The 20,046-nt window shown below is 68.4% G+C and carries 15 protein-coding genes and 1 pseudogene; 6 read left to right on the plus strand and 10 right to left on the minus strand.

The features are described from left to right. The first annotated feature begins 143 nt into the window (after positions 1–143). The 5 genes and pseudogenes from ABZ793_RS24045 to ABZ793_RS24065 all read left to right on the plus strand — a co-directional run bounded on the left by ABZ793_RS24045 (position 144) and on the right by ABZ793_RS24065 (position 7,124). Positions 144–2,756, plus strand: coding sequence for a proprotein convertase P-domain-containing protein (locus tag ABZ793_RS24045; RefSeq protein WP_357461084.1), 2,613 nt, complete (start codon positions 144–146; stop codon positions 2,754–2,756). A gap of 151 nt (positions 2,757–2,907) precedes the next feature. Next, positions 2,908–4,866, plus strand: coding sequence for a M28 family peptidase (locus ABZ793_RS24050; protein ID WP_357461087.1), 1,959 nt, complete (start codon positions 2,908–2,910; stop codon positions 4,864–4,866). Between the two features lie 181 nt (positions 4,867–5,047). Then, positions 5,048–5,185, plus strand: a pseudogene (locus ABZ793_RS24055) (IS256 family transposase); the annotation flags it as partial. Positions 5,186–5,387: 202 nt separating this feature from the next. Further along, entirely contained in the window at positions 5,388–5,558 is a 171-nt protein-coding gene (locus ABZ793_RS24060) for a hypothetical protein (protein ID WP_357461123.1), read from the plus strand. Positions 5,559–5,849: 291 nt separating this feature from the next. Continuing rightward, the gene (locus tag ABZ793_RS24065) at positions 5,850–7,124 is read left to right on the plus strand and encodes an SdrD B-like domain-containing protein (protein WP_357461090.1); all 1,275 of its coding nucleotides are present in this window, start codon (positions 5,850–5,852) and stop codon (positions 7,122–7,124) included. Between the two features lie 443 nt (positions 7,125–7,567). Here ABZ793_RS24065 and ABZ793_RS24070 read toward each other — a convergent pair whose 3' ends face one another. The 10 genes from ABZ793_RS24070 to ABZ793_RS24115 all read right to left on the minus strand — a co-directional run bounded on the left by ABZ793_RS24070 (position 7,568) and on the right by ABZ793_RS24115 (position 18,657). Beyond that, positions 7,568–8,836, minus strand: coding sequence for a TIGR02679 family protein (locus tag ABZ793_RS24070; protein WP_357461092.1), 1,269 nt, complete (start codon positions 8,834–8,836; stop codon positions 7,568–7,570). Beyond that, positions 8,833–9,570, minus strand: a complete 738-nt coding sequence (locus ABZ793_RS24075) for an SbcC/MukB-like Walker B domain-containing protein (RefSeq protein ID WP_357461095.1) — start codon at positions 9,568–9,570, stop codon at positions 8,833–8,835. The genes ABZ793_RS24070 and ABZ793_RS24075 overlap by 4 nt, the downstream gene beginning before the upstream one ends. Positions 9,571–10,198: 628 nt before the next feature. Further along, positions 10,199–10,798: a hypothetical protein gene (locus tag ABZ793_RS24080; protein WP_357461098.1), complete on the minus strand. Its 600-nt coding sequence runs from the start codon at positions 10,796–10,798 to the stop codon at positions 10,199–10,201. Next, entirely contained in the window at positions 10,788–11,558 is a 771-nt protein-coding gene (locus tag ABZ793_RS24085; protein WP_357461101.1) for a hypothetical protein, read from the minus strand. The genes ABZ793_RS24080 and ABZ793_RS24085 overlap by 11 nt, the downstream gene beginning before the upstream one ends. An 18-nt stretch (positions 11,559–11,576) precedes the next feature. Continuing rightward, the gene (locus ABZ793_RS24090) at positions 11,577–12,875 is read right to left on the minus strand and encodes a glycosyltransferase family 2 protein (protein ID WP_357461104.1); all 1,299 of its coding nucleotides are present in this window, start codon (positions 12,873–12,875) and stop codon (positions 11,577–11,579) included. Beyond that, on the minus strand, positions 12,872–14,038 hold the full coding sequence (locus ABZ793_RS24095; protein ID WP_357461106.1) for a radical SAM protein: 1,167 nt from the start codon (positions 14,036–14,038) through the stop codon (positions 12,872–12,874). Before ABZ793_RS24095 ends, ABZ793_RS24090 begins: the two co-directional genes overlap by 4 nt. A 38-nt stretch (positions 14,039–14,076) precedes the next feature. Beyond that, a complete protein-coding gene (locus ABZ793_RS24100; protein ID WP_357461108.1) occupies positions 14,077–14,973 on the minus strand; it encodes a glycosyltransferase in 897 nt (298 codons plus the stop codon). Continuing rightward, a complete protein-coding gene (locus ABZ793_RS24105) occupies positions 14,970–16,076 on the minus strand; it encodes a radical SAM protein (RefSeq protein WP_357461110.1) in 1,107 nt (368 codons plus the stop codon). The genes ABZ793_RS24100 and ABZ793_RS24105 overlap by 4 nt, the downstream gene beginning before the upstream one ends. A gap of 616 nt (positions 16,077–16,692) precedes the next feature. Next, entirely contained in the window at positions 16,693–17,655 is a 963-nt protein-coding gene (locus ABZ793_RS24110) for a hypothetical protein (protein ID WP_357461113.1), read from the minus strand. Between the two features lie 42 nt (positions 17,656–17,697). Next, positions 17,698–18,657 carry a hypothetical protein gene (locus ABZ793_RS24115; RefSeq protein WP_357461116.1) on the minus strand — a complete coding sequence of 320 codons (960 nt, stop codon included), beginning with the start codon at positions 18,655–18,657 and terminating at the stop codon, positions 17,698–17,700. 337 nt (positions 18,658–18,994) lie between these two features. On the opposite strand from ABZ793_RS24115, the gene ABZ793_RS24120 reads away from it, so the two are divergent. Then, complete coding sequence (locus tag ABZ793_RS24120) at positions 18,995–19,726, plus strand: hypothetical protein (RefSeq protein WP_357461119.1); 732 nt, start codon at positions 18,995–18,997, stop codon at positions 19,724–19,726. Positions 19,727–20,046: the final 320 nt, after the last annotated feature.

Genomic DNA, 20,046 nt, shown 5'->3' on the forward strand with positions numbered 1-20,046 from the left:
GTTCCACGTCCGGGGCCGTGAGCCGGGGTGGCCTTAATGAACGTTAAGTCGCTTCTGCTGAAGGTCTTTCATCTTCATCGATCTTTCGATATACGTGGATGCATGTGACTGCCGTCACATGCCACCTCTGTGTTGGAGGACTCGTGAGAAGACCCATCGCAGTGGCCAGCGTTGCCCTACTCGTGGGTGCCCTGCTGACCAACGCCGCCACGTCAGCGTCGGCGGCACCGCCCGCCGAGCCGGGTCCGGCCGGGGCGGTGGCCCGGGCCGACCAGGCGCTGGGCCAGCACCTGGGGGTCGTCCGGGCTTCGGGCGCCGACCGGTTTGCCGTCTACAGTTCGAAGGTCGACGCTGACGGCGCCGCGCACGTGCGGTACACCCGTACCTACCAGGGTCTGCGCGTCCGTGGCGGGGACATCGTCATCCACACCGCGCCCGACGGCGACTACGCGGGCAGCTCGGTCGGACTGGTTGCCCCGTTGACGCTCGGCACCACACCCAAGGTGTCGGCGGCGAAGGCGGCCAAGGCGGCCAAGGCCCAGTTCCGCGGGTCCTTGACCGCGGTCGGCGCGGCCGAGCTGTTTGTGGAGGCCTCCAGCGGCTACGGCCGGCTGGCATGGGAGACGGTGCTCGCCGGTTGGGCGCCGGACGGGCAGACCCCGTCCCGGCTACACGTGATCAGTGACGCGATGACCGGGAAGTTCATCGGCTCCTACGACGAGATCGAGATGGTGGACGGCACGGGCAACTCGGTCTACGCGGGCACCGTGACGGTCTCGACGACCCAGTCGGGCAGTTCGTACCAGATGGTCGACCCGACGCACGGCAACGGCAACACGTGCGACATGAACAACGGCACGTCGTCGTGCACGACCTTCACCGACGCGGACAACGTGTGGGGCAACGGCTCCCCCTCGAACGACCAGTCCGCCGCGGTGGATGCGCACTACGGCGCCGCGTTGACCTTCGACTACTTCAAGAACGTGCACGGGCGCAACGGCATCTTCGGCAACGGCCAGGGCGTCCCGTCGCGGGTGCACTACGGCAGCAACTACGTCAACGCGTTCTGGGACGGCTCCCAGATGACGTACGGCGACGGTGACGGTAACGCCAACCCGCTGGTCTCGATCGACGTGGCCGGGCACGAAATGAGCCACGGCGTCACGGAGAACGTCGTCCCCGGCGACCTCACCTATTCGGGCGAGTCGGGCGGCCTGAACGAGGCCACCAGCGACATCTTCGGCAACATGGTCGAGTTCTCCGCCGGCAACAGCAGCGACCCCGGCGACTACGACGTCGGTGAAGAGATCGACATCAACGGCGACGGGACCCCGTTGCGGTACATGTACAACCCGTCGCTGGACGGAGCCTCACACTCCTGCTGGTCGACCACCACCAAGAACATCGACGTGCACTACTCGTCCGGTGTGGCCAACCACTTCTACTTCATGCTGGCCGAAGGGAGCGGCGCCACGCCGTACGGCACCTCCCCGGTTTGCGGGACCGCGCCGGCGGTCACCGGCATCGGCCGGGCCAAGGCGGAGAAGATCTGGTTCCGCGCCCTGGACACCTACTTCACCTCCAACACCTCGTACGTCAACACCACCAACCCGGCCAACACCGCCCGCGCCTACACCCTCAGCGCGACGACCGACCTGTACGGCCTGTGCTCCACCGAGTACAAGACCGTCCAGGCCGCTTGGACCGCCGTCAACGTGGCCGGCAACGACCCGAGCTGCGCGGCCAATGACTTCACCGTGGCGGTCTCGCCGGCGGCGGCGTCGGTGGACCCGGGCAACTCGACCGCGACGACCGTGTCGACCACTCTGATCCGGGGCTCGGCCCAGACGGTGAACCTGTCCGCCTCCGGCCTGCCGTCCGGTGCCACCGCCGCGTTCAGCCCGTCCTCGATCACCTCCGACAGCGGCTCCTCGACCATGACGATCAGCACCTCGGCGTCAACCCCCAGTGGCGTCTACACCGTGACCGTCACCGGTACCGGCACCGAAGCCACCCGCACCACCTCCTTCACGCTGACCGTCAACGGCCTGCCCGGCTGCTCTGGCAGTAACAACACCGACGTGGCGATCCCGGACAACTCCAGTGTGGAGAGCACGATTGTGATCTCCGGTTGTGCGGGTAACGCATCGGCCACCAGTACCGTCGAGGTGCACATCGTTCACACCTACATCGGTGACCTTGTGGTCAACCTGGTCGCCCCGGACGGCACCACCTACCTGCTGCACAACCGGACCGGCAGCGGCACCGACAACATCGACCAGACCTACACCGTGAACGTCGCTGGTGAGGCGGCCAACGGCGCCTGGAAGCTGCGGGTACAGGACGCCGCCAGCGTTGACACCGGTCACATCAACTCCTGGGCGCTGGACCTGGGCGGCGGCACCGTGCCGCCCGATTGTGGAGCAACGAACGGCACCGACGTGGCGATCCCCGATCTCTCCACGGCAGAGAGCAGCGTCACGGTGTCGGGTTGCACGGGTAACGCCTCCGCGACCAGCACTGTCGAGGTGCACATCGTGCACACCTTCCGGGGTGACCTGGTCGTGCACCTGGTCGCCCCGGACGGCTCGACGTACCTGCTGCGCAACGGCGGTGGCGGCAGCGCCGACAACCTCGATGAGACGTACACCGTCGACCTGTCGAGCGAGACACGCAACGGAACCTGGAAGCTGCGGGTACAGGACACCACCCGCCGCGACACCGGCTACATCAACTCCTGGACCCTCGCCCTGTAGCACAGCCGAGAACCGTTACCGCATGTGAAGAGTGTTCCGGTGCGCCGATCGGCGTACCGGAACACCCTCGCCTCCAGGCGCACAATGCAGAAGCCGTCCACGTCGGGCGCTGCCCGCGCGTTCTCCCTGACCACCCATGAAGGAAAGCGTCATGAGACGAAGCAATGTCATCCGACGTGGTGTTCTGGCAGCGGTCGCCGTGTCAGCGCTGGTACTTTCTGGCGCGCCGGCCCCTGCGGCCGTACAGACCGGAGTCGCCGCGCCGGCCACGCTCACGTCGCCGGACCTCTCACTGTCGAACGTGAAGGCGCACCTCGACCAGTTCCAGACGATCGCCAACAACAACGGCGGCAACCGCAGTTCCCGGAGCACCGGATACACCGGGTCGGTGAACTACGTCTACGACCGGCTTACCGCAGCCGGGTTCACCGTGGTCAAGCAACCATGCACATCGGGATGTACCAGCGGCTCCGGTCCGAACGTGATCGCCGACTGGCCCGGCGGCGATCCCGACCAGGTCATCATGCTGGGCGCCCACCTCGATGGCGTCTCGGCCGGACCGGGCATCAACGACAACGCCTCCGGCTCGGCCACCATCCTCGAGATCGCGCTCACCCTGGCCGCGCAGAACCCGACCATGCTCAAACACGTCCGGTTCGGCTGGTGGACCGACGAGGAGCAGGGCCTCAACGGATCCGACTTCTACGTGGACCAGCTGCCCGCGGCGGAACGCGCAAAGATCCAGGCCTACTACAACTTCGACATGGTCGGCTCGATCAACGGCGGCTACTTCATCAACCGGATCACCAGCGAAGCCGGGCAGGTCCTAAAGGCCTACTACGACTCGATCGGTGTGGAAACCGAGGAAAACTACGAAGGCGCAGGCCGTTCCGACGACGCGTCATTCAATGCGGCCGGCATCGAAACCAGTGGGGTGGCGGCGGGCGCCAGCTACCGGAAGACGGCGGAGCAAGTGGCGAAGTGGGGTGGCACCCAGTCCGCCTTCGACCCGTGCTACCACGCCTCCTGCGACACCACCGGCAACATCAGCGACACCATCCTGGACCGGGCTGGCGACGCGGCGACGTACGCGCTGTGGACCACCGCCGTCGCCGGTGACCCGGCTGACGTGGTGGTCGCCGACTCGGGCGACCAGTCGTCGGCAGTGGGCGTCGCAGTGTCCCTCAACACCTCCGCTTCCGGTGGTACGGCGCCATACTCATGGTCGACGTCCGGATTGCCCGCCGGGCTGTCGATCGACGCGTCGACAGGCCAGATCACCGGTACCCCGACGACAGCCGGCACATCAACGGTGACGGTGACCGCGATCGACTCGGCAAGTCCACCCCGATCGGGGAGCGCCACGTTCACGTGGGCGGTGTACCCCACCAGCGGCGGCTGCTCCGACAGTAACAACACCGACGTGGCGATCCCGGACAACTCCAGTGTGGAGAGCACGATTGTGATCTCCGGTTGCGCCGGCAACGCCTCGGCCACCAGCGCCGTCGAGGTGCACATCGTTCACACCTACATCGGTGACCTTGTGGTCAACCTGGTCGCCCCGGACGGCACCACCTACCTGCTGCACAACCGGACCGGCAGCGGCACCGACAACATCGACCAGACCTACACCGTCAACCTCGCCGGTGAGGCCGCCAACGGCGCCTGGAAGCTGCGGGTACAGGACGCCGCCAGCGTTGACACCGGTCACATCAACTCCTGGGCGCTGGACCTGGGCGGCGGCACCGTTCCGCCCGACTGCGGAGCAACGAACGACACCGACGTGACGATCCCCGATCTCTCCACGGCAGAGAGCAGCGTCACGGTGTCGGGTTGCACGGGTAACGCCTCCGCGACCAGCACCGTCGAGGTGCACATCGTGCACACCTTCCGGGGTGACCTGGTCGTGCACCTGGTCGCCCCGGACGGCTCGACGTACCTGCTGCGCAACGGCGGTGGCGGCAGCGCCGACAACCTCGATGAGACGTACACCGTCGACCTGTCGAATGAGACACGCAACGGGACCTGGAAGCTGCGGGTACAGGACACTACCCGCCGCGACACCGGCTACATCAACTCCTGGACGCTTGACCCTGCCAGTGGTGGCTGACGTCGCGGCCCTCGGAGCCGTACCCCGTCGCTGCCGGGTCTGTGGATCTAACGGTGTTTCCGGCCTGACCCGCCAGGCGTTGTGCCTGGTGAGGAGGGTGCCGTGATGACCGCGACACTGAACGACCAGACCGGACGCAAGAAGCGGCCGACCCGGCAGCGGAGGCGAGGCCGCCGCCGAGTTGGTCCGGTCGGCCAAGGAGCAGGGCCTGTCGCTGACCGGCCCAGACGGGCTGCTTAAGCAGTTGACCAAGGCGGTCCTGGAGACCGAGCTGAACGAGGAGATGACCGAGCACCTTGGCTACGAAAAGAACGATCCCAGGTCGCCGGACGGCTGCTCTACTCCCGGACCACCACCGCCGAACAGCCGCCGCGGGCACCCACCCGTCCCGCCGCCGAGAACACCGGTCGAAGACACGCTCACGGCCGCGCTGCCTTCGGTCGAGGGACAGCAGGCCAAACGCTGCTCGGCCACCACGACCAAGCGCCAGCCCCTGCATGATCGACTCTCGGCCATGCGGCATGTGCCACGTCCACGACCCGGCGGTGCGGTGCGGCGCCATCAACCGCAAGGGCCGGCGCTGCACCATCGCCACCGGCGGCGGCCGCTGCGAACGCCACCAGCACGTCGACGGCCACGGCCCCGGTCTGTTCGCCCGTCTCGATAACGCGCACGGCGACACCCTGCTCTGACGGGACCGTGCCCTACCGCTGACATCGAGCCGGAAAGCCTCGCAACCGGCAGGAGGGTTGGGGGAGGGGGTGTCGGGGCATCGTTGCCGTTTGGCACATCCGTCCTGGCCGCGCACACGCCCCCATCGGAACCCGCCGTTGTCCTGGTCGGCCATATCCGTTGATCGACCGACGTAACGCATCTGATCGATGTGCCGCCATTTCGGGCAGAGCCGGCGTCGATCTTTCGATCGGATCGGCCGATCCGAGAGGTGCCGCACGTACGAGCACCCCCTCCAACCAGGGAGTTGCATGTCCATCCTTCGGCGACGTCCAGGCGTCCTGCTCACGCTGATCGCACTGTCCGCCAGTCTCGGCGCGGCGGCCACTGCTGTACCCGCGTCAGCCGCCCCGAATCGGGCAGATCTCTCCGTCGATCTCGCCGTCAGCCCCACGCGGGTCCCGGTGAACGGCAAGCTCGTCACCGCTGACATCCACGTCGCGAACGCGGGGGCCGCGAGCGCGGACGGCATCGCGGTGACGATCGAGATTCCCGCCACCGCCATCATCGCCGGCGAGGGCCCCGGCACGGATTCGCCCTGGCAGTGCGTCCTGGCTCGGCCGAGCCGGTGCACCCACCCCACTCTGGCGGCCGGACAGAGCGCCACCCCGCTCAGCCTTCCGATCAGGCTCAGCGAGGGCAGCGACGGTCAGTCGGTGGCCATCACCGCCAGTGGCACGACGACCAGCCACGAGTCGTCCACCGGGAACAACCTCGACAGTCAGTCGGTCATTTATGACGCGAGCATCGTCTACCCCGACCTGCACGTCGAGAGCGCCGTACCGATCCCGAGCTACCAGGTGATCGAGGGCGACTGGGTCAAGTACCCGATGCGGTTCGGTAACGCCGGCAACGTCGCCGCCGCCGACGTGCGGGCCCACGTCGTCGCCGCGCCGGGCCTGTTCTGGGGCGTGGGCAACCAGTCCGACCCGTCCTGGCAGTGCACCACCATCGTGGTCGATCGGGAATGGGACTGCGCCAACGGTCCCCTCGCGGTCGGCGCGGTGACGCCGACGCTTTCCTTCAGCGGGCCGGTACCTGCGGGCGGTCAGCCCGGCGACCGGCTGCCGGTGACCGTGACGCTCTCGACCAGCACCCCCGGCGAGGACCCGGCCGGCAGCGTGCACGAGGGTGGCTTCGAATACGGAACTCCGGCATACGTCAGCGGGCGGGTCTGGCTCGACGTTGACCGAGACGGCCAGCGGGACGCCGGGGAGGGTACGCCCGTACTGGACCAGCTCAGCGTCTCCCTCGTGCCGGCGGACGGCAGTGCCTCCGTCAGCGTGTCGGTGAACGCGGACGGCACGTACCGGATTCCGGTGCACGCCGGCCAGTACCTGCTCGAGGCCGGTTTCGCGCCGGGCTCGTACCAGTTCACCACCCCGAACGTCGGCGACGACGCCACCGACTCCGACGTACATGTCACCTACGACTCCTGGGACTACGTGACGGCGCAGAGCGATCCGGTGAACCTCGCGGAGGGCGATGAGGCGACCCTCGACATCGGCCTGGTGACCGTCGGCTGAGCCGAGCCGGTGGGCCGTCCGTGTCGAGGCGGCCCACCGTCCGAGGCCGCAGACCGATCCGCAGCGGGGCCGGAGGAACCCCGACGCAGACCGGTCTGCGGCCGACCGGCCTACTTGACGGCCACGGGGAGGCCTTCGGCGGCAGCTGCCAAGAGCACCCGACGTCACCCGAAAGTCGCGACCGCGACGAGCCGACCAAGACCCGGATCACGGGCGGTAGCCCCTGCCCGGCTCGGTGATCAGGTGCCACCCGGCCGCGCCGGGATCACGAACGTCGCAGCGGCCGGGGGTCGGCCGACCCCACGCCTGGGCCAGCCTCACCACCGGGCAGGAGTCGGCCACCGAGCCGGCACCGCCCGCCATTGCGCCTCGGGCTCAAAACCGCGCCGCCTGGCGCCTTGGAGTAGCCAGCGGCGAAGCCCCGCAGGCCGACAGCGGCGATTTCAATGTCCCGTCGCCGCCGACAAATCGGCGATGAGGTCGTCGAGCACCAGTTCCTCCTCGACTCGGACCCCGGCCGCGAGTATCGCCGCAGCGAGTCCCGGATCCCAGGCCGCGTCGGTCGGCGTGCCACTCAGCGACCCTCCGGTACTCGGCCGGTCGGTGCGGGCCGCGGCCCCGGCCAGGTAGTCGGCGGTCCCGTAGCGCCACGGCTGCCAGGGCACTCTGCCGTGTAGCAGGTTGGCGATCCGCAGGCCACCCCAGTCGAAGTCGCCGTGATACCGCAGGCGGGCGCCGAACTGGACCAGGTTGGCCAGCAGCCGCAGCGCCGCGGTGCTGGGCTGGCCGCCGACGCAGACCAGCGGCGGGCACGCCGCACCGAGCTGGTCGGCTGCGGCGGCCAACACAGTGGGGTTCTCGCAGACGTACACGGTCCGGGCAGCGAACCGGGGCTCTCCGCGAGCGAGCTGGCGCAGGGTCACGACGACCGGCTCCCCGAGTGCGGCGGCGGGGGCGACGAGGTCGTGCAGCCGGCATCCGGGGATCGTGGGCAGGTTGACGGCGAGCACAGTCGAGGAGAGATCGTCGAGGAACACCCCGGCGGCGTACCAGAGCATCCGGCGTTGCTCAGCCGCCGACTCGGGCAGTGGTGCGTCCCCCCACCAGGTGGCCCGGATGGCCGAGCGGGCCACTGTCTCCAGTACCCGGCCGGCGTCGAGCGCGTGCGCGTCGCCGGTGGTGCGGGCCGCGATCCGGGCCAGCGGTTCCCCGTCCGCAGGCAGCGCGGCGAGGACGGCAACCAGGTCGGCCACGAGCCGCGCCGCCGCCGGAGGCGCACCGGCCAGCCGCCGCAGCAGCGCGGCCGTGCCCGAGGCGCCGCACCATTCGGCCAGTTCGACGCGCACGCCGCCGAGCGCGGCGAGTGGTGCCAGGGAGTTCTGCCAGGCGGCGGCCTCGGCGGCCCGCACCTCGGCGAGCACCGCGACGCCTCCGGTCAGCGCCTCGACCGCCCCAGCCAAGCCATCGGCGTGCATTCCACTGCGCCGGATGATCCGATCCAGCTCGTCGAGGTTGATGGTCAGGGTGCTGCCGCGACCGGGCGGGCGGCCCAGGACCCGCTCCACCGCCCGCCGCTCGTCCGGGCTGGGCCCGTCCAGGCTCAGGGTGCCGGTCAGCGGCTGTCCCCGGGCGATGCGGCGGCGTAACCGCTGGAACAGCCGTTCGGTCTCCGCCCCGCCGAGCTGCCGGCGTAGCCGTTCCAGGTCGCTCACGGCACATCCCACAGGCCCGGTGCCGTCCCCGGCTCGGGCTGATGATCGTCCTGCTGCGGGTTCCGCTGCCGCGGCGCCCGCCGCTCCGGCGTGGACAACAGGTGCCGTTCGCGTCCATCCCAGCGCCACGGGGTAACCAACACCGCGTCGATGCCGTCGTGCCGGGCCAGATGGGCGATCCCGAGGCCGGGCACCTGCGGATAACAGCCCCACTCCCGCTCGCTGGTCATCACCACGTCGAGGTCGAAAGTGGCCAGCAGGCCAAGGCACTTCGCGCGGGAGTCATCGTCCACCCCCGCGAACGCCTCGTCCAGCGCGATCAGCCGCGGCGCGAACGGGTTGCCGGCCGAGCCGTAGTAGGACGACGCGGCGGCGAACAGCGGAACGCTCGCCGCCAGCACCCGCTCACCGCCGGACGCGGGCCCGGTCGCCGGGCGCCACTGCCCGTCCTGGTGCCGCTGGATCGTGAACTCGTGCCACGCCCGGTAGTCCAGCGCGCGGGTGAGCTGCTCCGACCAGGTCGCCGCGTCGTCGCGCAGCCGCTCCCGGTTGATCTGCTCCTGCAGGAAGGCGCCCACCGCGCGGCGGTCCTTGTCGTTCCAGACGTCCGTGCTCTGCCGCAACTGCTTGGCGCGCAGCTCGGCCAGCCCGGCCGGGGCGTCGCGGGTCGGCCGCCACAGCAACCGCAACCGCATGCCGGTCGAGGTGGGCCGCACCTCCAGCTCCTCGTTCATCGCCGAAGAGGCAAGAAACGATCACTCGTCGCAGTCATGCACAAGATCATCACCAGCACATGGCACATGCTCACCAACGACAGGGACTACCAAGACCTCGGCCCTGACCACTGGGTCACCAACCCTCACCAAGCCGAGCGTCGCCGACGCCGTCTCCTCGCAGAACTCCACGCGCTGGGAGGCGACAACCTCCCACCAGCACCCAACTGACCACCCCACCGTGCCAGCTTCTTTTCGAGTCAGATTCTGGCCAAGCTCCGCTGCTGCCCCCGACGGGCCACCGCGATCATCAAGGCCATCCTCGCCCTACATCACGGCCCGACCAGCCAAAACCCACGATGAAAAGCGCTTACTGGACAGTACGCATGCAGGGGTCGGTGTACTGGGCCGTCCGCATGCGTCAGGTGAACGGCTCATACGAGTACCTGGACACCTGGGGCGGCTACGAGCGGGCAGGTGCCGCCGCGGGAGCGGCTGCGCAGTTGACCTGCCACCAGGCGCGTGAGGATGTGCTCAGGCCGCCGGACAAGTCAAAGCTCCCGCTGGCGGACGAGCCCGACGAACTCGAGGACGAAACGGCGGCGACGGGGGCGTGTGTACGGTTCCGGCATGGCCTGTCGAGCCCCTTTCAGGCCCTGCTCTCGCTCTCGGTCATGCTGGACCTGGTGGGTGCGACAGTCTCCGAGTCCACCCAGCCGGTCAGCGCTTCGAACACGTCATGGACGTCACCGACACCCATCTTGTATTGCACCGCCCTGCCCCCGTGCGCGGCGAATGCGGTGCAGTTGTCGGCGCGGTCGTCGATCAGCGCGGCGTCGGCGAAGGTGAAACCGTGCTCGGCGAGCCAGGGGCCGAAGAAGCGCTCGGGGTCTTCGGCCTTCAATGCCGCTACCTCACTGGAACAGATGATGTCGTCAAGAATGATCGCCCAGTCGGAGAGTGTCTCGGACTGCGGGGTCGGGCGTCGTTTCCTGGAGCGTGCCTTGTCGAACGTGTGCAGGAAGCAGTCCATGTTGTCGGTCGCCAACACCACCAGGACGTACGACTTGATCTTGCGAAGCATCTCGAACAGTTCGACGTTGACCCGCATCTTCGCGCAGTCGATGTACAGTCGCCGAGTCAGGAAGTCGTCGCCGAATCGGCCGTCGAGCTCGATGTTCATCGAGCGGATGATCTCCTCGGAGGAAAGCAGCCCTTTCATCCATTCGTTGGCCTTGTTACTGAACACCTCGGCCAGATTCGCTTCGAGTTGCGCCTTCAACGGATGCGTCGCGCTCTCGCGTATCGACATCCAGAACGGGTCGCGCGACAGAACGCTGTGCCAGTCCACGAAGACGACCTTGCCCGATAGCGGCAGCTGCTTCACGAGGAAGCCCCTCCTGGTCGGCGGCGGCTGTGGTCAGTAGGTGGCTGACGCTTGCCTCGGCGAGTGTGACCAGCTCGTAGGGTTCGAGCGTCGCGTCGAGCCACACGATATCCTGCTCTCCGGTGATCCCGGTGTAGTACGACCGGATCCCCGCGTTGAACTTCGCCTCGATGAAGATGCTGTCGTGCGGGAACTTCCCGCGGTTGCGCTCGTGCACTGATTCCTGCGGTATGTCCAGATATAGTACGAGATCCGGCCAGGTCGGAAGGCGCTCCTCCGCCACGGCGCGCCGCGCCGGGCCGAAACACTTCAGCCCGGTCACTTGCTCGATGGCGTACCGATGGGCGAGCAGGGTGTGCGCCCCCCGGTCCAGCAAGATCAAGTCGCTGTCGGAGCGCAGCGCCGCGTCGGTGCGTGCCCGTTCGAGGCGGACGAGTTCCTGCAACCCGGCGGCGTCCTCGGCCAGAGTCCGGGGCACCGGGTCGGGGAGGTGGCGGCCACCGCCGGCGAAGTCGGCGTAGCACCGCACGTGTGCGATGGTCAGCTGCGGCAGCGCCTTCAGCAGCCCTCGGCTGAGGGTCGTCTTGCCCGCGCAGCAGGGGCCTTCGACGGCGACGATCACAGTGTGTGAGGTCATGGTCTAGCGGCGCTCGGTCTTCCCGATGCCGGAATCTCCTCTCAGCAGGTTGACGGCGCCGATGAAGCCACCGATGCCGAACAGAACGTGGGCGAGGGGGCAGGCCAGCACACGGGTCGCGCGCCGTCGCGGGGCGCCGGGCGTGCCCAGGGCGAGGTCGGTAGCGAGGAGTTGGACGAGGTAGGTCGCGGCAACAGCGGCAGCCGCGAGCTGAAGCGGCCCGCGCGCGAGGAACAGCGCCGCGAGGATCGCCGGCACCACGACGGCGCAGCCGAGCCACTCGCCGGCCGAGCCGAGCGCCGAGGCCGCCTGGAGCTTCCCGCGTACGCCGGGCCCGGTGGACGGATCGCGGAGGTAACGCACCGCGCGGGCCGGTCCGAAGAACCAGCGCGAAGCCTGCCGGACCTGGGCCGTGATCGTGTCGGGCACCGCCGCGTGGTCGAGGCCGGCGACCGGCACCATGAGGATGTCGTGTGACCCCAGGTGGAAGCTGTACTGCATGTCCTCCAGCGGCGAGCCAGCCGGTAGCGGATGATCCAGCAGGAACGACAGCCGGACGCACAGCCCGTGCCCGGTGACGTGGGCGTAGACGTACGAGCAGGCGGCGCGCTTGAGCTGCCCCACCTCGCCGGACCGGTTGACCAGTCGGGGGATCTCGAACCCCAGGACGAACCGGTTCGCGCGCAGCGCGCCACCATCGCAGACCGCCTGGGCCAGGCTGCCTAACGCCCCCACCTCAGGGCCGGTGGGCCCGCGTAGCTCGAACCGGGCCGACTGGTGAAAGACGCTCGCCTCACCGTTGGCGGCTATGGCGGCCTCGAAGCGGATCAGTGCGTCGAGTGGCGGCCGCGAGTCGGCGTCGTAGCAGACGACGTACGCCTCCGCGGGTGAGCCGCCTCCGAGCAGGGTCGACGCGCAGTGGGCAGCAGCGAAGTTCACCTGGTCGCCCTTGAGCCCGCGTGGGTCCGGATAGTGCAGGTGGGTGAACGTCCCGGTGGTGGCAAGCTCCTTCACCATCGTCGCGGTGTCGCCGCCCGGGGAGGGCTCGGTGGCTTCCCGCTCCGTGGTGACGATAACGACCCGCGCCCGGTGCCCGTCTGTCAGGCGCACCATGTGCTCGATGGTTTCGGCGATGATGCTGCTCTCCCGCAGGACCGGGACCACGACGAACAGAGCCGGCGTCTCCGTTGCAAGGTGCGCCGGAGGGGGCGCGGCAGCCAGGAAACTCCTCGATCGCACGATCGCGGCGAGGATGAACAACTGCCGTACCAGAATCGCCAGCACCACCGCCAAGGCGATCATGACCGCCGTGGGCGTTGCCGCGTGACGCCGGCTCTGCCGTCGTCGCCCATGGCGAGCCGGGTCGCGGCGAGCGCCTCTGGATCCGCCTCCCCGGGGCGGTCATCGCCGGTGGCGTAGCGGATCTTGCGCTGTTGCTTCACGAAGTGCGTCGGATCGTCGATGAGCGGCCCGTCGTAGGGCCTGGCCTCGTCGCCTCCCCAGCGGGTGACGTACTGCTTGTGGAAGCCGTCGCAGACCTGGCGGAGCGCGCAGCCGGCACAGGCCGCGACGTGGCCGTAGTTGTGGCGCTGCTGCTGCCTGCGCGAGGCGTCGAGGTACCACGCCGGATCCGGCGCGCCGTCGTGCCCGGCGTCGTACCACGAGTTGTAGTCCCACTCGTGCGGGTCGTAAGGCAGCTGATAACCGGTGTAGACGTGTGCTTCGTGCCCGGGTAGCTGGCAGGGCGGCAGGTATCGGACGTTTGCCTCCACACCGAGCGCGGTGCACCGGTCGATCGCGCGTGCCAGGTGCGGCGCTATCTGGGAATGGCGCGCCTGGAAGGAGATCTCCGGGTCGGCGGACCACTCGAAGTAGGGGTTGAAGGTCAGAAAGTTGACGACGCGGGCACCCTTCTCCGCGGCCAGCTCCGCGATGGCCTCCAGCTCGGTCAGGTTGTCCCTGATCATCGTGACGTTGAAGCGGAACGGAATCCCCAGCTCACGCAGGTTGTCCAGTGCCGCGATCTGCTTGGAGTAATTGTCCCGGCCGCGGCCGTGGATCTCGCGCACCGTGTCGCCGATGCCGTGGATCGACACAAGGAAGTCGTGGATTCCGGCGTCGGCGAAGGCGCGTGCACGGTCGAGGTCGGCCAGGTGCATGCCATGAGTGATCATCGTCGGGCGCAGGCCGACGTTGGCCGCGTGCCTGACGATCTCCAGCGCCTGGGGGTGCAGGGTCGGCTCGCCGCCCATGAAGTCGACGAACTCGTTCTTGTAGAAGTACCGGAACTTGTCGATGACGGCCCGCGCCTCGACGGGCGGCATCCATGCCTTAGCGTTCAGCGAGAGCTTTTCGTCGTAGCAGAACTTGCACCGGACATCGCAGGTGAGCCCAAGCCACAGCACACCCCGGCGGGTGATCTGCCGTTGGGTGGTCCAGTCGGTCGCCAGCGGTGCTGACTTCATGAGCCGCCTCCTCCACTGCCCTCGGGTTCGTCGTCTGGTCACAGGTAGGGCTGCCGGAACCGGACAGCTCCTTCGATCTCCCCGGCGAGCACCCCGGCGGCCTCGATGAGTTGGAGGAGCATCCGCGAGGCGGGTCCGGCGTCTCCACGCACGAGTCGGGCCGCCGCGCGAGGGCCGTCGAGGATCGCCTGTGCGGCGCGCCGGAACGGGTACCGGTCGAGCACGAGCCGCTTGCCTGAGTGCTGCTTGTACTTGGCGAACAGGAGCACCTGGTAGGTGGCGTAGAAGCGGAACCGGCGAAAGTGCGCCCGCACCGTGGGTCGGTCCTCGTGCCACACCACCGCGTCGTGCGCGATCGCGGCGCTGCAGCCGGCCAGTCCGAGCTTGTAGCAGACGTCCACGTCGTTGCCTGACCGGAGATCCTCGTCGAACCCGCCGACCTCACGCAGGCGGTCCGTCACGAAGCCCGCGTTGGCCCCGGCCACGTACGGCAGGTGCAGCGCGGGCAGGTAGTTCAGCCGGTCTTGCCCATCGACGATCGTTATCGCGTACCTCTGCGTCCACGTCCTTGGCGCGTACGGCCGGATCACTCCACCGACCACCGACGCCGACCCTTCCTGGAGCGCCGCCGTCATGCGCTCGATCCACGAAGGATCGGCCACGCAGTCCGCGTCGGTGAGCAGGAGATACCGGCCACGCGCCGCTGCCAGACCGGCGTTTCTCGCCGTGGCCGAGTTGGCCTCCGGCAGCCGCAGATACCGGATCACGTCTCCGGCGGCGGCCAGGTCGCCGAATCGCCGGCTGCCGTTCTCCACGACGATGACCTCGTAGCGGTCGTGCGGCAGGGTTTGCCGTCGCAGGCTGTCGGCGAGCCGGTAGACGCGCTCGTCGTCCTTGACCGGCACCACCACGGTGGCGAGAAGGTCCCAGGTCATGGGCGGAACTGCCGGCACATGGTGGGCACGAGGCCGAGGGTCATGTTGCGCGGCGACGAGCACTTCCGGCAGAACGGGATGCGCTTCTCGCGGAACTGCTCGAACGCGTCACCGGTCCACACCTCGGCCAGGGGCGTGTCCATCACGTTGCCGACAACGCCGACGTGCGAGATCTCCACCAAACAGCAGGGCAGCGCGGAACCCTCGGGCTCGATGAGGGTGTAGAAGTTCGGTACGCGGCAGGCCGTCTTGACCGACTCCATGTCCGGCCAGTAGACGCCCTGGGCGTAGTTCTCGTCCGGGTTCTCCCGGGAGAAGATGGTGCCCATCACGTACTCGGCGTTGTCCTGGACGATCTGCGGCACTCCCTTGGCGCGCAGAACCGCGTGTATCGCGGGGACCACCTGGTCGCGGAACTCGTTGATCTCCGGCACGGTCAGCAGCGATTCGCCGGTGTCGTCCCCGTAGACATTCATGAAATAGATCGAGGCGATGCCCGTGTCCACACAGTGGGCGACCAGTTCGGGGATCTCACGGAAGTTGTGGCGGGTGATGACGCACATGTAGTTCATGCGGAACTCCGGAACGTGCGATCCCGCCTCGCGTACCGTCTCGATGGCCTTCATGATCGTGGGCAGGGCATTGCGGACGCCACGCAGCTTCTCGTACTTCACCGGGTCCAGCGTGTCCACCGAGAAGTTCCACGCGCCGAGCCCAGCGTCGATGATCTCGCGAGCCTTGTCGACCGTAACACCCGTGCCGACCGAGTTCATGAGCACGAACACGCCGGGGTGCCGCTTCGCGGCCTTGATCACCTCGATGAGGTGCGGGTACAGCAGCGGGTCGCCGCCGCTGAGCTGCAGCTCCTCCATCCCCAGGGCGGCGGCCTCGTCGATCGTGCGCAACGCCGTGGCCAGCGGCATGTGGCCCGGGTTGGGCATGCGGACGCCGGCCCGGCGAGGAAGGACCTTGAGGGCCTGCTTCCGCTCGGCGACCATGCCGCTGTAGAAGTCCTGCCGAAGATCGCAGTACGGGCACTTGTGGTAGCAGTAGACCGTCGGCTTCAACACGAACTGCTTGAGATGACGAGTCGGTGTGTGCATCGAGAACATCTCCCGTCACGTGGTGCTGAGCGTCGGCGACTCAACGTGCAGGCGTGCCGCGTATAGACGGTCGCGGCGACACCGCGCCCGCCGGACGCTCAGGCGCGCAGTTCGCGACGGTCCCTTGCCGGGCGTGGCGCATGTGGGAGGCGCGGCGAGCTGGGGGCTCGGGGCGCTGGCACCCAGTTCGAACTCCTTTGTGGGCACTCAAAGTAACATCGATATGACTGCCGGTGTAGTCCGGTGTTCGGTGCGAGTTCTGCCCGCCGGACGCAGTCCAACACCACCGTCACGGTCGATTCCGCGCGGACGTGCCGCGGTCGGATTCAGGAACAGCGCACACTCCCATCGACGCCGGGACCACCCGCACGCGCAACATAAGTCCGGGCAGGGATTGTCCGTGCCGGCCGCTTCCTGGGCTGCGCGGGGGTGGGTGCGCAGCACCTTTCGGACCTGGTCGGCGGTGACGTGTGACCAGCCGCTCTGCTGGAGATGGCGGGCGATCGTGGTGTCTTTGATGCCGGGCATCCGTGCCTGGAGCGCACGGGCGGTGACCGCCAGTTCCCGCCGCCTTGAGTCGGTGCGGCGCTTGGTGTTTCCCGAGGTGGACGTGTTATCACCGCTCCGACGCCACGACCGTTGCCATCGGCGGTCGTCGGTGACCCGACAGTTCCGTCCGTACGACCTCGGCGAAGTCCTGCCGTAGTGCGGCGAGGTCAACCGGGTGGCCTGCCATCCTGGCGCACAGTTCCGACAGCGGCCAGGCGGTGTAGTGGCCAAATCTGGCGGCATAGACGGCCACGGTATCCAGCGTGAACCTGTCGGAGTAGTCCAGCAGCACGTACCCCAGCAGTTGGTCCAGCTCCTCGCGGGCCAGCTTGGCGGCCCGGCTGCCGTCCGCCCGCGGCCTGCCTCCCTGGCTGGCCTTGAAGTCCACCAGTACGCCACCGACGATGAGGTCGGCGTCGGCGTTGAGGTCGGCGCTGCCGTCGAACGTCGTCCCGGTCACCACGGGACCGGACGGCAGGGCCGGCAGCAGCCGCTCGACGGCGAGGTCCCGCATGGCGATCAGATCGGCGACCTCGTCGGCGTTGGCCAGCGCGAGCAGGTCACCGGCTCCGCTTCCCGCGCCGAGCCGCAGCAGCCGCGAGCCGTCGATCCGGGGTGACCGGTACAACTCCACCAGCAGCGCCAGGGCGTACGATACTCGCGCCCACCACTCGTCGGAGCGATCAGCGAATCGGGCAGGGTGGATCTGCTGGACGGCCCTGCCCTCGTCGTCGATGGCGCCCAGATGATGCAGCAGTTCGAGGCCTGCCCGTCGGCATGGCACCCGGCGTGCGCGGAGCCCGGCTGCGGCGAGACCGACCGAGGGGGCCGGGTCGACCAGGAACCGCATCCACCAGTCGATGGCCGCGCCCTGGGTTCCCAGCGCGACCGCCGGGGACGGCAGCACCCGGGCGACGCCGGCCGCCTCCCGGTAGTCGGCCTGCACGTCGTGATGGTGCGGAAACGTCGACCGCAGCCACCGGGCCACCGGACTCTGGGCGTTCTTCACCTCGGCTGTCAGCGCGGACATGACTTCCCCGATCGTGTGGAGGTACGACAGCCTCGCCGACGGTCACCCGACTTCCTTGGCGATTGCCGGCAGCAGCTCGGTCAGGTCGATCAGCTCGACGTGGCCCGCTGGGCCGGCGGTGAAGTCGCGGATCGGCACGTCCAGCGAGCCGAACCGCTCCTCGAACCGCTGCCGCAGCACCGGGGAGGACCGGTTCAGAGCCCAGGCCGCCGAGCCCTTCGCGGCGCGCAGAAAGTGGATCGCCGGCGGCCCGGCGACGAAGAGTTGAGCCCGCCGGCCGGACTGGTCCAGCGCCAGATGCACCAGGTCGGCGAACGCGCCGCGCTGGCGCATCGCGTCGGCACCCTTCCAGACCGACATCTTGAACTCGGCGATCCTGCGGTCGGTCTCCAGATCGTACGGACGGCTTGGGTCGTTGCCGGCCGCCAGCGACGGCCGCCGCAGCACCCGCTCGCCCTCCTCGAGGATCAGCGGTGCGACCTGCGTGATCACAGCGGCGTGGATGATGTCGCTGAGCCGGCCGGCGTGCTTGCGTACCAGCAGCGCGGCGAGCAGGAGGTCGAGACTCACCCCGGAGTCCTCGGCCAGTTCGGCCGCCGCCGATCGGTCGGCGCCGTCCATCCGCGTTTCCAGGTCGGCGATCCGTCGGGTCAGGTCGGCCGAGCCGATGAAGGCGAGCAGCGTCGCGAACGCCTCCGCCGGATCCGCCCCGCTGTCCGACGCTGGGACGAGAGCCGTCGTCTCGGGATGCGCTTCTTCGGCGGGAAGCCGACTGGTCGTGAAGCCCACCGCTCGGAGGTGCCGCAGGGCCGTGTGCGAGGTGAACCTGAGCCGGGGTACGCGCAACGCGGACTCGAACACCTGCTTCACTGGCCATCGCGCACCGTCGACCTCGACCCAGTGATCGCGGATGTCCTCCCGGATCAGGTCCGTCAACCGGGTCCGGACGGTGTCGGCGTCGAGGTGGTAAGTCTGACCGTCCAGCCTGAACGTGTGGATCATCGCCCGCTGCGCTTTCCCTCGGCTGCAGGTCGTCGGAGTCTAGTACGGCAGGCGGTCGTGCGAGAGCCCGCTGACGGGAGCGGTAGGCGTGGCGCGACCACCGCGTGTCGTCTGTGCATTGTGGAAACGACTTCGGATCTGGCCGCGACCGCGTGCCACAGCGTAACCGGGTTGACTGCGACCCAGGTGGACGCTGTTCGAAGCGCCCACGCCGCAGGGGTCTCAATCAACCAACTCGCCAGTACGGCGTCCACCGTTCGACGATCTGGCGCAAGGTCCGCTCGGCTGGTCGAATGGGAGACCCAGTTGGGACGGGACGACTTAAGGAGGTCAAGGCATGGCAACAGATGCCCTCGACGGACCGGTCCCGGAAGTAGCCGTACGTGGGCAGCGAGTCCTCGACCTCTTGGATAAGGCAATCGCCGTCCAGAGCCCACTGGTGCGCAAGAACATCGCCCGAGCCCGCCAGCGGAACCCAGAGGCGACACCAGCACAGGTAATCCGCAATCTGGAGCGGATGTACGTCAGCGCCTTGACCGGGACGGGTGCTGCAGTTGGAGGAGCCGCGGCGGCGCCGGGCGTCGGCACGGGAGTCGCACTGGCACTGTCGGCCGGCGAAGCTCTCTCATCTCTTGAGCTGAGCGCCCTCTTCGCGCTCTCGATCGCCGAAGTCCACGGAGTCCCCATCGACGAGATCGAGCGGCGCCGAACGATCGTGATGGGAATCATGCTCGGCGGGTCCGGCTCCGCCACCATCACCAAGGTCGCCGAGCGTACGGGGCAACACTGGGGACGTCAGGTTGTCGCCAAGGTGCCTGCCGAGACGTTGCGTCAGATCAACAAGATCTTGGGGAAACACTTCATCACGAAGTACGGCACCAAGCAGGGAATCATTGTTCTCGGTCGAGTGGCACCGTTCGGCATCGGCGCTGTGATTGGTGGTGGCGCCAACGCTGCCCTCGCCACTCTGGCTGTGAGGGCCGGTCGTCGCGCATTCGGCCCACCCCCGACGTCATGGCCATCGCTGACGGGCACCACCCCGCCAACGTCCGAGAACTCGCATGGCTGACCCTCGGTGCACTGAAGGGCGAGCGACCATCGATACCCTCATCCCGAGCGCTGTGCGGTAGGAGCGGGCCTGCGCCGGTTCCTGCAGCAGGACTACGGCATCGGCCCGGAGGCCGTCTACGTCGGACGCATCGAGGACCGGTCCGCGATCACCCTCGACCGGTCGCCATGCTGACTCCGCCCGACGAGGACGAGGGCTTCGGCTGGATTCTCACCGGCGACACCGAACTAGTGCCGCGTCAGGCAACGTTCGCCCTGTTGACTACCTGACGTAGGCGCTTGTCGGTGGCGTTCTTGTTCCGCCAGATGATGTAGCGGCGG

Origin of the sequence: Micromonospora sp. NPDC047465 (assembly GCF_040643125.1) — a bacterium.
In the GTDB taxonomy this organism is placed as follows: domain Bacteria; phylum Actinomycetota; class Actinomycetes; order Mycobacteriales; family Micromonosporaceae; genus Micromonospora.

Bases quoted from the DNA above. Each gene is read 5' to 3' on its own strand.
- ABZ793_RS24050 (WP_357461087.1), top strand. From the start codon at position 2,908: ATGAGACGAAGCAATGTCATCCGACGTGGTGTTCTGGCAGCGGTCGCC.
- ABZ793_RS24060 (WP_357461123.1), top strand. From the start codon at position 5,388: ATGTGCCACGTCCACGACCCGGCGGTGCGGTGCGGCGCCATCAACCGC.
- ABZ793_RS24065 (WP_357461090.1), top strand. From the start codon at position 5,850: ATGTCCATCCTTCGGCGACGTCCAGGCGTCCTGCTCACGCTGATCGCA.
- ABZ793_RS24075 (WP_357461095.1), bottom strand. From the start codon at position 9,570: ATGAACGAGGAGCTGGAGGTGCGGCCCACCTCGACCGGCATGCGGTTG.
- ABZ793_RS24090 (WP_357461104.1), bottom strand. From the start codon at position 12,875: ATGATCGCCTTGGCGGTGGTGCTGGCGATTCTGGTACGGCAGTTGTTC.
- ABZ793_RS24095 (WP_357461106.1), bottom strand. From the start codon at position 14,038: ATGAAGTCAGCACCGCTGGCGACCGACTGGACCACCCAACGGCAGATC.
- ABZ793_RS24100 (WP_357461108.1), bottom strand. From the start codon at position 14,973: ATGACCTGGGACCTTCTCGCCACCGTGGTGGTGCCGGTCAAGGACGAC.
- ABZ793_RS24105 (WP_357461110.1), bottom strand. From the start codon at position 16,076: ATGCACACACCGACTCGTCATCTCAAGCAGTTCGTGTTGAAGCCGACG.
- ABZ793_RS24110 (WP_357461113.1), bottom strand. From the start codon at position 17,655: ATGTCCGCGCTGACAGCCGAGGTGAAGAACGCCCAGAGTCCGGTGGCC.
- ABZ793_RS24115 (WP_357461116.1), bottom strand. From the start codon at position 18,657: ATGATCCACACGTTCAGGCTGGACGGTCAGACTTACCACCTCGACGCC.
- ABZ793_RS24120 (WP_357461119.1), top strand. From the start codon at position 18,995: ATGGCAACAGATGCCCTCGACGGACCGGTCCCGGAAGTAGCCGTACGT.